We start from the raw sequence: 12,614 nt of genomic DNA on the forward strand, positions 1-12,614 counted from the left end.
GAAAGCTTTAACGGCAAGCTTCGCAATGAACTTTTAAACGGAGAAATATTCTATACCTTGCAGGAGGCAAAGGTTCTGATTGAACGCTGGCGGCAGTTTTACAATGAAGTTCGTCCGCACAGTTCACTGGGCTACAAGCCTCCGGCACCAAAAACACTCTTGCCTCGTCCTGATGTTCTGACTTACGCTACGCTCCAGTCGCCACATCAGGACGACAATAATAGCCAGAAACTAACATAGCGGTTGGACCACCAAAGTGGGGCACGTCAAGGATATTCTTTTACTTGCTTTAGTATTTCACTCATATCTCGTTTTGGAAGTAACGAAGATAGTGCCATCAGGTGTTTAAGGGGGTTTGAATAGCCCCTAGATTTCTAGACACCTTGTCAGTTACAAAATGAGGCAAGGAGTTATTCAATGTCTAAACCCAATTTCACAGATGAATTTAAAATTGATGCCGTCAAGCAGGTTACGGAACGGGGCTATTCAGTTGCGGAAGTTTCCAGACGTTTAGGTGTCAGCACACATTCTCTTTATCAATGGCGCAAACGGTTTTCTAAGCCGCTAGCTGTCGCCCAAGAATTTACTGAACAATCTGCTGAGATCAGGCGATTGAAGAAGGAATTAGCCCGTGTCACGGAGGAACGTGACATTTTAAAAAAGGCCACGGCGTTCTTCGCAAAAGATGCCAAGTGAAGTACGCCTTTATCAAGGTGCATCGTTGTGACTTTATGGTCCGAAGCATGTGTCGCATCTTGCAGGTCCATCCAAGTGGATTTTATGCCTGGATAAAAACCCGGTTTAGTAAAAGAGCCCTTGAAGACCAACGCCAAACTGAACTGATCAAACAGGCCTGGGAAGAAAGCGGCAAGGTCTACGGTTATCGCAAATTGCATGATGACCTCTGTGAATTGGGTGAACGGATCAGTCCCAACCGTGTCGCACGTTTGGCTCGTCTGGCGGGGGTCTCCGCCCAGATCGGATATAAACGCCGGCCAGGTCAATATGGTGGTAAGCCATCTGTCGTGGTTGATAATACACTTGATCGGCAATTTGATGTGCAGGAACCCAATCGATTTTGGGTAACGGACATTACATATATTAAAACGACAGAAGGCTATTCCTATTTGGCTGTTGTGATCGATCTTTATTCAAGGAAAATCGTGGGCTGGTCTATGCAAAGCAGACAATTTACAGAACTTGTATTGCAAGCTTTGCTTATGGCCCTGCGGCGGCGAAAACCGACAAGAAAAGTCGTCATACATTCTGATCAGGGCTCACAGTTTACCAGCATTGAATGGGCATCGTTTCTAAAATCACATAATCTGGAACATTCTATGAGCCGTCGTGGCAATTGCCATGATAATGCTGTTGCTGAAAGCTTTTTCAACCTGCTTAAACGTGAACGCATCAGACGCAAGGTTTATAAAACCAGAGAAGATGCAAGGCAGGACATCTTTGATTACATAGAAATGTTCTACAACCCAAAACGCAAACATGCTAGAAACGCAATGCTGTCACCTAATGATTTTGAACAGCAGCAAAAAATGAGAGTACAAGGCGTCTAGAAATCTAGGGGCTATTCAGTGTGTACGGATATGACATGGCAAATTTAGTTCTTCTGACTGAAATTGAGGACGTTTAGTGAGCGTTTGGGCTACATCAACAGGGCTCATGATGGCAGGCAGCGCTGCAATAAGCGGGTTTTCGTTATATTCTGGTAACCCTTGGTCTGTATATTCCGCTTCTAGAAAACGAGGGGCATTTGAGTTAGTCATTCGAACCGTCCTCTTTTAGTAAATCTTTGAGGCGTGTCGGCAATTTGAAACTCTTAGGTTTTGATCGCTCCTTATGGATTGGAGTAATGGTAGCTTCCTGACGTTTAGGGAAAGTTGGTTTTTTTGCTATTTTTTTGCTTCGCTCGTATTGCCTTTCATCGCGCTTGTTGTCTGAGATCCCTCTTGTTCGGTTAGTTTTATCAACCTTTGAATACACAGGCTGTTGTTGAGCTGAGGTATCCTTGATTTGTTGCAAATCATTGACTAGATTTACGGATCCTGCACGCTTTTTAAGTCTAGATGTTGCTGCAATGTCTTTTCGCAAGTCTTGGTAATTCCAAAGTTCCCACATGCTAATATTTTCGTAGGCACGGCTCCTCGTAGTTAAATTAGCGGGAATAAATTCTGAGTAAGAATCTGAAGGTCTTAGGTAGATAGTATTCGTATTATATAAATCGTAAGCGACAGTTACTGTTCTCGGGCCTCTATAATTCCCCTCAAACCAACCCCAGTCCAAAGCTTGTTTGCAACTGTAATAGCAGCCGAAAAGCTTTAAGCCGTGCTCCGTAATTGTGGCATTGGTGTGTGGTAGGAGATTTACCCTCACAAGATGTGGGTCCGGTCATCGAAGTAGACCTGTTCGGTATTCAATACCCCAATTCCACAATGTCAAAGGGTTTGATGGTAGGTTCTTAGGGATTCCTGTATCTATATCATATGTGCTTATCTCATGGTCGTTGTTGTAGTGCAGTACAATTTTAATGATCATTTGAGTGAATTCTTTAAGGGTTAATATACCGTCCTGGCGATAATCAACCCCATGGCGTTTTTTACCGATGGGATTTTTTGTAACGTATCCCTCTACAAATGGCTTCATTTTAGTTTGAACAGTACGGAAATACCTTTCAACTATGCCTTTCCAATCTGCTCGGTATGCGGGAGTGTTTTGGATTTCGACATTGAATGCTTTGCTTAACACTTCCACATGGCGACCCAGGATTTCTCCTTTGTCACCTATAATGTTTTCAGGTAATCCCTGCATCGGCCACATATCAGATGTGATGTCAATGTCATATTCAGCGCAATAGGCTACCTTATTTGTCATGGCATTTCCCAGTGCTTCCATCGCGCTCACCCATGAAGCATTTTCGAGCCCAATGTACATTCCAACAATTGCTCGGCTAAAGACATCGACTACAAAGTACAGTGTTGGGCGACCAATAATTTCAGAGCGATCTTGCTCTGAAACTAAATAGACATCCGCAATTGTAGCATCAATTTGATAAAGATAACCTGGACCAGGTACTTCGGCAGTTGATGTGCCTAAATTAGGGCTGAAATCTTTAAGGTAATTGATTTCACCTTCTCTTTTTTTGGTGACCTCAATTGAAGTATATTCTTTTTGATAGAAATATTTAAATTGCCGTTCTGTCGGAACGTTTAGGAGGTCTTCTGGATTAGCTGGGAGTTTTATACCATATGAAATGAGTAACTGGTTGTATGCATAATCGAATTCGTATTCACTTTCATTTAGTAGGCATTTTTCAATGACAACACGAAATAAAGATTTAATTTTTTCTGTAATAGGAATGCCATACCCTGGGTTTCTAGTACGTATTCGCCCATTTCGTTTATCGCTGAATGTTTTGGATTTTCCAGGTCCTCCACAAAGGTCATATCGGCCACTTAGTGCATTTTTACACATGCCGAACTGCCAATAGCGACGGAGCCACCTGTAAACTGTTTGTTTTGTGGCACCAGAATTTTCAACTACCTTCTTGAGAAGTTTTCCGCGAGTTTTACGTTGATAAACTTCTGGCACTGTTTTCACAGTGTTTTCTATTGAGGCCCAAGCTTTATTTTGGACAGCTTCTGCTTTCGACCCCTTTTTGGGTGAAGCTAAGCTGATATTCAAATAGGGGTCGGTGATTGTCTGTAAATCTGCTCTGGCTAAAAAATGCTCAAAATCTGATTTCTCGGAAGCTTGTGGTAGTGCCTGTTGGTCATCAATATCAATCCAAAAAACGGCCTGTTGATTACTCCAAAGAATGCGAATTCTTTTTTCGTCCCATAAATATACATCGTTAGGCATGAACATATTCAACATCCTTAGCTAACCAATATTCAGAAGCTTTGATATCCTTGGCTTTCAAATTTGTATGTAGTTGATTGTGTATATCCCATTGGAATGCATTTTGTGCTGCCAAGTGCCTGAAATATTGAAGGTGTAACCCTGCTTTTGAGTTTTGTGATCTATCTAACTCTCTTAACAATTCTGGGAGTTGAACGTCAGGGGCTGCATCTAGTTGCTTAACAATTCTTTCAAAGGTCTGCACTCTCTCCATCTCATTGAGGTCATAGCTGTGCATGTGAGGAATTAGCCAGCGAATATTGTTAATGGTTGTCTTTGGAACTTCGTGTTCAGTAAACACAAACCAATCGATGCCTTCACCTTCCCAAAAGCGTCGCTCAAGTTCAAGTTTCTCTATTGTACGAGCATTATCTAGATCTTGGGCATATTTTACGGATATGGCTTGGCTGGAATGTTGACCATTTTGCTCGAAGTCTACTAATAAATCAGTGCTCATTACCTGAAGCACCCCTTTGTAAGCTGGGTGTTTAATTCCCAGTCGTTTGGCAATATCTATTGTAGATTCGGGATTGAGTGGAAACTGTTCCCTTATATCGGTTACAACGGATTGCCAATCAAAAAGTAGAAATGCGGCGAGTTCGAGATCTGAAAGTAAATGTACTACACGATTATGAGTTAGAGCAGGCCTACGGTGTACTCGCCCTTTACTCGGAACGTCACGGACGGTCAAAAAAGGTTTATAATTTTTGCCGAAGCCTTGGCCACGTTTTTCTTTTTGCAATCGTTTCAGTATTGCAGGTTCAAGAAACTTTTTGGTTTCTTGTGGGTGTGGGCTAAGAAATGAAGAGGCTTGTCTCATTTTGAAAGAACCTAGCTATACCAATTCATACAGTATAGCTCAGAACTTCCGAAAGTATGATACTTTTTTGTTTAGGATGATACTTTTTTGTCAATTTACAGGATTGATTGTCTAAGAGGCAGACCTACTCCACAGTCACGGATTTCGCGAGGTTGCGGGGTTGGTCTACGTCTGTGCCTTTATGGACAGCGACATGATAGGCCAGCAATTGTACGGGGATAGAGTACAAGATCGGGGCGACGAACGGGTCTACCTGTGGCATGACCACACTTGCAACCGCATGATCCGCCATTTTCTGGACGCCATGTTCATCGGCCATAAAGATAACGCGACCGCCACGGGCCACGGACTCCTGGGTGTTTGAAGCGGTTTTTTCAAAGTTACTATCCGTCGGTGCGATCACAATGATCGGCACAGACTCGTCAATCAAGGCGATCGGGCCGTGCTTCATTTCCCCCGCCGCATAGCCTTCTGCGTGGATGTAGGAAATCTCTTTCAGCTTCAACGCCCCTTCCATCGCAATCGGGAAGCTGGCGCCACGGCCCAGATACAACACATCGCGCGCTTCTGCGACCTTAAGCGCGATCTCGCGCAATGTGCCGTCATGGTTCAACACATCGGCGCAGCGCGCCGGCACTTCCGCAATCGCTTTGCACAAACGTGCCTCACATTCCTCATCAATCGTGCCTTTGGCTTTCGCCAACGCAATGGCGAAACACGCAAGCACGGTCAATTGTGTGGTGAAGGCTTTGGTGGAAGCCACGCCGATTTCCGGTCCCGCATGGGTATGTAGAACCGCATCGCTTTCGCGCTCCATAGAGCTTTCCGGCACGTTGACAATCGACAGGATCGATTGACCCTGACTTTTTGCATACCGCAGCGCCGCCAAGGTATCCGCCGTTTCCCCACTTTGGGAGATAAACAGGGCCAAGCCGCCGTCCGGCATCGGGGCTTCGCGGTATCTAAACTCACTCGCCACATCGATTTCAACACCCACACGGGCATATTGCTCGATCCAGTATTTTGCCACCAACCCGGCATAAAAAGACGTTCCGCAAGCCACAATGGTCAAGCGCGGAATTTCCTTTAGATCAAACGGAAAGTCCGGCATGGAGATCGTTTGCGTTGTCGGATTAAAGAAACTCGACAGCGTATCGCCAATAACCTGCGGCTGCTCGTAAATCTCTTTCAACATATAATGACGATGCTCGCCCTTGCCGATCAAAGCACCGGACATGGCGGTTTCAGTTACCTCGCGCTCGACCTGCTGATCATCCTGATCATAGAAAGTCGCGCCCTCGCGATTAAGGACCACCCAATCACCTTCATCCAGATAGGCGATTTGCTTGGTCAACGGTGCCAGCGCCATCGCATCGGAGCCGAGATACATTTCCCCTGCCCCAAAACCGACTGCCAAGGGACTGCCACGACGCGCGCCGATCAGCAAATCTTCTTCCCCCGCAAACAGGATACCAAGGGCAAACGCCCCTTCCAGACGCTTCAGCGTCAGGCGCACCGCTTCGATCGGGCCCATGCCTTCATCCAGATAACGCGTGATCATCATCGGGACCACTTCGCTATCGGTTTCAGAATAAGGTGTGTAGCCTTTTTCAATCAATTCTGCGCGCAGTTCCTGAAAGTTTTCGATAATACCGTTATGAACGACCGCGACTTTATCCGTTGCGTGGGGGTGGGCGTTGGTTTCGTTGGGGATACCGTGCGTTGCCCAGCGGGTATGACCGATCCCGATCGTCCCGTTGGCCGCCGAAGCTTGAACTACCTTTTCCAGATTGACGATTTTCCCTTCTGCACGGCGACGTTCCAGCACGCCGTTTGACAGGGTCGCAATACCGGCGGAGTCATAACCGCGATATTCAAGACGTTTCAGCCCTTCCACCAATAAAGGGGCTGCCTCTGCTTTACCGATAAATCCAACAATTCCACACATGGCTTTAATCTCTTACTTTTTTGATTTTTCTTCAGTTCTTCGGGCACGGAACTTATCGGCCCAGCCTGAGAAGTTCTTTTGCGGAGCGCGGGTTAAAGACAGATCGCCGCCTTCCACATCTTTTGAAATGGTACTGCCTGCCCCGACATTGGCGTTATCACCAATTTTAACAGGCGCAACCAACGCCGTATTGGAGCCGATAAAAGCACCCGCCCCGATATCCGTATGATACTTAAAGTAGCCGTCATAGTTACAGGTGATGGTCCCTGCTCCGATATTGGCATTTGGGCCGACGCGGGCATCCCCGATATAACTCAGATGATTGACCTTCGCACCCTCTTCAATCAGGGCCTTTTTGATCTCAACAAAGTTGCCGACTTTCACGTTGTCTTTCAAATCCGCACCCGGACGCAAACGGGCATAAGGGCCCATCACAACGCCGTTGCCCAGTGTGGTTTCTTCCAGATGAGAAAAAGCTTTAATGAGCACATTGTCGCCAACACGGACACCGGGGCCAAAAAAGACGTTGGGTTCAACAACAACATCTTTGCCCAGTACCGTATCAAAACTAAAATGCGTGCTAGACGGGTCCATCAAGGTTGCCCCATTGACCATCGCACGCACGCGCAATTGAGACTGCACCAGACCTTCCGCTTTTGCCAACTCCACACGGGAGTTCACGCCCAACAGCTCATCCTCATGACCTTCAACAACCGAACAGTCCAAGCCAGCTTTGCGCGCTAAGGCCACGATGTCGGTCAGGTAATATTCACCCGCCGCATTGTCATTGCTGATTTGTTCCAGCAGACCAAACAGCTTTTGACCCTTGACGCACATGACACCGGAATTACACAGGTTAATCGCGCGCTGTTCATCCGTTGCATCTTTAAATTCTACAATCGCTTGTAGGTGGTTATCTTCATCGACAACCAGACGCCCATAAGCTGCCGGATCATCGGGTCTAAAGCCCAACACGACCACATCACTGTCCTGTGCCGCTGTTAGCATTTTTGAAAATGTCTCAGGTGCGATCAAAGGCGTGTCGCCAAAGGCAATCAGGACAGATCCGTCAAACCCGTCCATGGCCGATTTTGCGGCCAAAACCGCATGGCCTGTGCCTAACCGATCCACCTGCACCGCTGTTTTATGGGGGGCAACCGCTTTTTCCAAAGCCGGCATGTCCGGTCCGATCACACAGACAAGTTCCGTCACTCCTGCTTCTTGCAGGTTTGCGATCACGTGATTGACCATCGGACGCCCCGCCAAAGCGTGCATCACCTTCGGCATGGTCGATTTCATACGGGTGCCGAGCCCGGCGGCAAGAATGATGGCTGCTGATTTAGACATTGTCATAAGATACAAGTTAGAATAGTTACATAAAGGAAGATACGCGTACTCGAGCCTTTTTAAGCTGAAAAAGGGTAAAGCGCAAATTCAAAGATACACCTGAATAACATTAAATCAGGACTTTGTTGCACTTCCTCAGTTCCATACCAGAAAATTTATCAATGGCTTAGCAGGCCAAATGTAACCAAAAGCCTTGGGATTTCAAACCTATACGGTTGTGTGTTTATTGTGCGGGGTGCGCAATGAGCAAGGTTACAAAGGTGTATGGCAATACCTGTGTTGTCGAGTTAGAACTGCCGTGGGAAGTCGCTGAATTACTTGTTGAACAAGGACCAGCACTTTTAGAAGAAATCTCTATAGCCTTGAGAATGCGCAGGCAGAGAACTGAGCATAATCAAAAATTTGCGGCACTTCGTGAACAGGATCGACAGCAAGCAAAAGAGGATTTCTATAATCTGGGCCGGGTGGTTGATGAAGCATTACAGGCCAGCAATTCTAACAAAAAAGAAATCCTTAAAAAGCTCGCAATTGAGCATGATGTTGTACCTTCATTTTTAGAACGTGTACGCGCTCTTTATGTCCAAAAACAAAAGGAACAACGCAAAGCTGATGTTGTTCGGTACTATTTCGCGGGTTTTACTAACTCGCAAATAGGTGAAAAAGTTGGAATGAGTGCTGGTGCTGTTGCAATGGTGCTCAAGCGAGAAGGCAACCTTCTTGAAGCTATTAAGCGTCTTCATTCTGGAGCATTTGCTGCACAGGAAGGTGGAAAATGAAAAATTCCACTATTCCAAATACTCTTGCTTTCTGGATCGTGGCGTCTCAAGGCGCATTAGATACATTTCGCTCAATTGGATTAACTGATGAAGCCAATGAGTTTGAAAATCATATAGAGGTCTTAACGTTACTTTGGAGCCGAGAACATGGTGAAGAGTTTGACGATCGCTTAGAAGAACTCCGTGTGCTGTTAGAAAACCTCCCTGTAAATAGGGAGGTCCACTGATGTCCCCGCTTGACCATGTTTCCAATGAACGCACTTCTGACATCCGTGTCAAGAAGCCCAGCGAACGCAGTGAGTGGCTTCTTTACTCGGTGGCGGCACCACACACTGCCCCCAAGGGGGGCAGAACAAGCCCAACGGGCGCAGGCTCTGCACCCCTGCCACACGGCGAGTGGGGGGAGCCCGAGGGGGAACACCCTCGGGAATTATCGGATTTTGACTGGAATAGAAAAACTCAAACGGCTGTTGCTACTTTCCCTGCTTTTATCGGCTTTTCCTATTGTAGCATTTACGGCAAGAACTTTAATGCCTCCGCCTTTTTGGCCTGTACTTTCTGCTTCAGTTGTAATCGCAACATCGAAATGAAGAATGCAGGCATAGTCTGTTCGGTCTTTTCCCCTGTTAAAACCCAATTGAACCAGTCCATGACTTTCCATCACTTCTTTTGGTATTCCTTTAAGGTCAGGCATTGCTTGAATGGGGCTATTGTTTTGGTTTTCATTAAATTCGTTAATGCTTTCCGTGATTTCAGTCAATGCATCAAGAATAAATTCTTTAAGTGTCAGCATAGGTCTATCCTTTTAGTCTTTTGGTTATATTTAATAACAATCTGGAACGTTTACGTTGTTCTAGCAAGTTTTGTTTCTTCCTGCGTTCAAATTAATAGCCCCCCGATTTTTGTATCACGGGGGGCTCTGGATACATGGAAGGAACAATTCTAATGGATGACATGAAAGTAATTCATTGCGGTTTTGATGGCTTAGACGTTGCTTTTGCTTGTGCTGTTCCTTCGAATATCTGTGAAATTTTCGAAGGTAAAAAACGTGCTGCACAGGAAAGCGACGGGAAACCGCAATATGTCAAAATCAACGACTTTGAAGGCCATGTAGCAGAAAGCGGCGCAAGAGGTGGATTTGCTTATCGTGTCGATACTGGGCCCGAAGGTGAAATATGGTTCTTTAAACGGTCCGAAAATTCTGAAAAATACAATGTGCGTGTTTCAGTGAAGAGTGCCACTATTGCCGGGTTCGGTTATTGGGACAGCAAAAGCAAGCTTTTCGAAAGACTTTCCCAACTCGGCATTGAGGTAAAACATGACCGGGTAAGCCGTGTTGATATATGCCTTGATGTCCTTATGCCTAAAGGTTGGAATATTGACCCATCCTGTTTTGTAAGTCGTGCAGATCGCCACGACCATCAAGAAGGTAAAGGCGACGTTGCCACTGTGTGGGCTCAAGACCGTTGCTCAGGCGTCACTGTGGGCAAGATGCCAGGACGTCAATTTTGCGTATACGACAAACGCCGGGAAGTCACCAAGAAGCGTAAAGTTGAGTGGTGGGAAATCTGGCAAAAAAAGAACCCGGACCTTGAGGAACTAAAGCAAGAAAATAAGCCAAACATCTGGCGTTTAGAATTCCGTGCTGGCAAAGAGCATTTGCGCAAGAAATGGGACATCCGCACCTTTGCTGATTTGGAAGCCTCTCTAACTGATGTTATCAAAGCTGGTTTTGATGCAATCCGCTATTGCATACCGTCCAGTGACACAAATCGCAGTCGTTGGGAAACTGACCCTATCTGGAGCATAGCCGCACAAAAAGTTGTCTCTGTATTTGAAGACTACGAAAGCGGCCTTGTAGAAGGCCAACTTTGCGAAGTTGCAAGGAAACAAAAGGTCAAAGAATTTGAAGGCCAATTTAGAGGCTTGTTCGCCTCATTCTGCGGCCTGTCATGGGATTCAGAAATCTCAGCAACAGTCTTTGCAGATTCAATGGCGGATCACTTGTGTGATTTCCTTAAGAGTTTTGCCCATCGAGACAAAGACGAATTCCTGAAAAAAATCATCAAAGCAAATGGACGGTACAACTTCCTCGAAGATCGTAGATCGGTAATTGACGAAGCTGAGGATGTAGCCAAGCCGGACAATGCCAAACCGTTTAACTCATCAAGAAATCACGAAATGAACGGAGGTGAAAATGATCCTCCATTCTAAGCAAGGAAACAAGACGTTTCTTTATCTCTCAACATGCCCGGTGATCGGCACTGTGCATTTATCTAAAACTAACTATGAAAGTTAATATTATGAAGAAAATTCAAGATATCACTGTAAACAAACAAACAGAAACTCTCGCCTTTCGCCTTCGCCAAGCAAGAGACGGAAAAGGTCTATCTCGTCGAGCTGTGAAAGATGCAACAGGCATTTCTGACACATCAATTGACAGGTTCGAAAATGGTTCGCAAGAACCCACTGTGTCTCGTCTAGAAATTTTGGCGAAACTATATGACGTCACTGTGGATTGGTTGCTAAAAGGTGAAGAAGCTGACGAAGGCTATTCCCTTAAGGGAAATGAACCTATTTTGTCTGATTATGACGAGCAGGACGAAATGGAAGACGAAGGCACTGAAAAACCCGCTGAGGCTGTTCGCGCAATGCTCAGTGAAATTGACGACCTTCGTGAAAACGGTTTCGAAGGTGCACGGCGATATGCTTTAGCATTGGCAAGTGATGCTTCCAAAATGATGCTTTATCTTGAAGCTGACGAACTCGAAGAACTCGCTATTGAGCGAGAGCTCTATCAAGAAAAAGAAGGAGATGGTTTCAAATTTTCTGATTTATTTGACAGTAATCCTCACGGGGCTCATGATTTATTTATTGGCAACGTGTCTGAGCGTATTGCAGATACGGCAATTCTTGGTATTGACCTCTATCATATCGAGAGAGATGTTTTATCGGAACTCGCTGACCAATTTCACTCAGTATACCGCCTGACCCCCAAAGGTGAAATTCGTCTGACTGGTTGGGGCGACTACGAAGAGTTGGTGCCTACTATCCGAACGGCTATTCGAACTAAATTTGTATCATCAAGTGATATTGATTTTTCAAACTTAAACGAGTTTTCCCGTCGATAAATCGTGATCGGCGGTTTCATGTGAAGCCGCCATTTCGTCATATTTACAAAACCCGCTTGACACGCAACTTAAATTTAGTAATATCAACTTAATTATTTGAAGGTTTGAGTATGAACGAGAATACACGCAAGCACATACCCCTTGGCGAATTGCTGCTTAAAGCACGTAATGCTATGGGTTTGACCCAAGTGCAAGTGGCTAAAAGTGTTGGCATTAGTGATGTTTCCCTTATCCGTTATGAAAAAGCCGGAATTGAGGAAACAGGACAATACCCGCCTAGCCAAAAGCTTGCTGCTTTGTGCATTCTTCTCGAAATACCTCCGGCGCAAGCTTTGTACGCATGTTTAGATGAGACACATGATTGGAAACAATCAGGCATCATGTGGCATGATTTGATCGCAGAACGCGCTGACTTCAAATTCTTTGTGGAAGACTACAAAGAAATTGTGAACGAAAACCGTTTTCTTCGGGCAATCATTAAAGGGATTACCGATGAAGGTTACACACTAGATGAGGATGTTGCTGACTGGTTATATGAGCAAGCTAAAGCGCTAACGCGCGGGGATAGTGGGATTAAGCGTGGAATGGTTGAAAGAGGACTATACGACGGCGACGTCGAGACTTTGAATATAGTCTTCACTTAATCAATCCATAAAAAAACGGCCCGAACTGGTAATTCGAAC

13 protein-coding genes and 1 pseudogene are annotated in these 12,614 nt (G+C 45.5%); 7 read left to right on the forward strand and 7 right to left on the reverse strand.

Annotation, left to right across the window (positions count from 1 at the left end; genetic code table 11):
• Positions 1 to 240: integrase core domain-containing protein (locus Q397_RS25430; protein ID WP_038014435.1), on the forward strand; the 240-nt coding region annotated here is incomplete at its 5' end.
• A 177-nt stretch (positions 241 to 417) separates the two neighbouring features.
• Positions 418 to 1,568 (forward strand): IS3 family transposase gene (locus Q397_RS0116360; protein WP_156950756.1). Its coding sequence is split into 2 segments (ribosomal slippage): positions 418 to 667 and positions 667 to 1,568, totalling 1,152 coding nucleotides; the frame shifts between segments, so codons are not numbered across the junction.
• 202 nt (positions 1,569 to 1,770) lie between these two features.
• On the opposite strand, the gene Q397_RS25435 is transcribed toward Q397_RS0116360, so the two are convergent.
• From Q397_RS25435 to glmU, 6 genes and pseudogenes are all read right to left on the reverse strand, one after another.
• On the reverse strand, positions 1,771 to 2,130 hold the full coding sequence (locus Q397_RS25435; protein ID WP_240475094.1) for a hypothetical protein: 360 nt from the start codon (positions 2,128 to 2,130) through the stop codon (positions 1,771 to 1,773).
• 75 nt (positions 2,131 to 2,205) lie between these two features.
• Positions 2,206 to 2,385, reverse strand: a pseudogene (locus Q397_RS25580) (Mu transposase C-terminal domain-containing protein); the annotation flags it as partial.
• Positions 2,386 to 2,400: 15 nt separating this feature from the next.
• Positions 2,401 to 3,876 (reverse strand): DDE-type integrase/transposase/recombinase, encoded by a 1,476-nt coding sequence (locus tag Q397_RS23055; RefSeq protein WP_205618851.1) that lies wholly within the window; start codon positions 3,874 to 3,876, stop codon positions 2,401 to 2,403.
• Entirely contained in the window at positions 3,863 to 4,729 is an 867-nt protein-coding gene (locus tag Q397_RS0116375) for a heteromeric transposase endonuclease subunit TnsA (RefSeq protein ID WP_051610198.1), read from the reverse strand. The genes Q397_RS23055 and Q397_RS0116375 overlap by 14 nt, the downstream gene beginning before the upstream one ends.
• A 124-nt stretch (positions 4,730 to 4,853) precedes the next feature.
• Positions 4,854 to 6,677, reverse strand: coding sequence for a glutamine--fructose-6-phosphate transaminase (isomerizing) (gene glmS, locus Q397_RS0116380; protein ID WP_028880335.1), 1,824 nt, complete (start codon positions 6,675 to 6,677; stop codon positions 4,854 to 4,856).
• Positions 6,678 to 6,689: 12 nt separating this feature from the next.
• Positions 6,690 to 8,030: a bifunctional UDP-N-acetylglucosamine diphosphorylase/glucosamine-1-phosphate N-acetyltransferase GlmU gene (gene glmU / locus Q397_RS0116385; RefSeq protein ID WP_028880336.1), complete on the reverse strand. Its 1,341-nt coding sequence runs from the start codon at positions 8,028 to 8,030 to the stop codon at positions 6,690 to 6,692.
• Positions 8,031 to 8,266: 236 nt separating this feature from the next.
• On the opposite strand from glmU, the gene Q397_RS0116390 reads away from it, so the two are divergent.
• Together Q397_RS0116390 and Q397_RS0116395 are read left to right on the forward strand one after the other, a co-directional pair.
• Entirely contained in the window at positions 8,267 to 8,800 is a 534-nt protein-coding gene (locus Q397_RS0116390; RefSeq protein ID WP_028880337.1) for a hypothetical protein, read from the forward strand.
• Positions 8,797 to 9,027, forward strand: coding sequence for a hypothetical protein (locus tag Q397_RS0116395; protein WP_028880338.1), 231 nt, complete (start codon positions 8,797 to 8,799; stop codon positions 9,025 to 9,027). The genes Q397_RS0116390 and Q397_RS0116395 overlap by 4 nt, the downstream gene beginning before the upstream one ends.
• Positions 9,028 to 9,230: 203 nt before the next feature.
• Here Q397_RS0116395 and Q397_RS0116400 read toward each other — a convergent pair whose 3' ends face one another.
• On the reverse strand, positions 9,231 to 9,593 hold the full coding sequence (locus Q397_RS0116400; protein ID WP_028880339.1) for a hypothetical protein: 363 nt from the start codon (positions 9,591 to 9,593) through the stop codon (positions 9,231 to 9,233).
• Between the two features lie 152 nt (positions 9,594 to 9,745).
• On the opposite strand from Q397_RS0116400, the gene Q397_RS0116405 reads away from it, so the two are divergent.
• The 3 genes from Q397_RS0116405 to Q397_RS0116415 all read left to right on the forward strand — a co-directional run bounded on the left by Q397_RS0116405 (position 9,746) and on the right by Q397_RS0116415 (position 12,575).
• Positions 9,746 to 11,014, forward strand: a complete 1,269-nt coding sequence (locus Q397_RS0116405; protein WP_028880340.1) for a hypothetical protein — start codon at positions 9,746 to 9,748, stop codon at positions 11,012 to 11,014.
• Between the two features lie 89 nt (positions 11,015 to 11,103).
• Positions 11,104 to 11,931, forward strand: a complete 828-nt coding sequence (locus Q397_RS24415) for a helix-turn-helix domain-containing protein (RefSeq protein WP_169738008.1) — start codon at positions 11,104 to 11,106, stop codon at positions 11,929 to 11,931.
• 110 nt (positions 11,932 to 12,041) lie between these two features.
• Entirely contained in the window at positions 12,042 to 12,575 is a 534-nt protein-coding gene (locus tag Q397_RS0116415; protein WP_028880341.1) for a helix-turn-helix transcriptional regulator, read from the forward strand.
• The last annotated feature ends 39 nt before the right edge of the window (positions 12,576 to 12,614 follow it).

Origin of the sequence: Terasakiella pusilla DSM 6293 (assembly GCF_000688235.1) — a bacterium.
GTDB lineage: Bacteria > Pseudomonadota > Alphaproteobacteria > Rhodospirillales > Terasakiellaceae > Terasakiella > Terasakiella pusilla.

Coding starts and splice junctions, on each gene's coding strand:
- Q397_RS25435 (WP_240475094.1), bottom strand. CDS start 2,130: ATGTGGGAACTTTGGAATTACCAAGACTTGCGAAAAGACATTGCAGCA.
- Q397_RS23055 (WP_205618851.1), bottom strand. CDS start 3,876: ATGTTCATGCCTAACGATGTATATTTATGGGACGAAAAAAGAATTCGC.
- Q397_RS0116375 (WP_051610198.1), bottom strand. CDS start 4,729: ATGAGACAAGCCTCTTCATTTCTTAGCCCACACCCACAAGAAACCAAA.
- glmS (WP_028880335.1), bottom strand. CDS start 6,677: ATGTGTGGAATTGTTGGATTTATCGGTAAAGCAGAGGCAGCCCCTTTA.
- glmU (WP_028880336.1), bottom strand. CDS start 8,030: ATGACAATGTCTAAATCAGCAGCCATCATTCTTGCCGCCGGGCTCGGC.
- Q397_RS0116390 (WP_028880337.1), top strand. CDS start 8,267: ATGAGCAAGGTTACAAAGGTGTATGGCAATACCTGTGTTGTCGAGTTA.
- Q397_RS0116395 (WP_028880338.1), top strand. CDS start 8,797: ATGAAAAATTCCACTATTCCAAATACTCTTGCTTTCTGGATCGTGGCG.
- Q397_RS0116400 (WP_028880339.1), bottom strand. CDS start 9,593: ATGCTGACACTTAAAGAATTTATTCTTGATGCATTGACTGAAATCACG.
- Q397_RS0116405 (WP_028880340.1), top strand. CDS start 9,746: ATGGATGACATGAAAGTAATTCATTGCGGTTTTGATGGCTTAGACGTT.
- Q397_RS24415 (WP_169738008.1), top strand. CDS start 11,104: ATGAAGAAAATTCAAGATATCACTGTAAACAAACAAACAGAAACTCTC.
- Q397_RS0116415 (WP_028880341.1), top strand. CDS start 12,042: ATGAACGAGAATACACGCAAGCACATACCCCTTGGCGAATTGCTGCTT.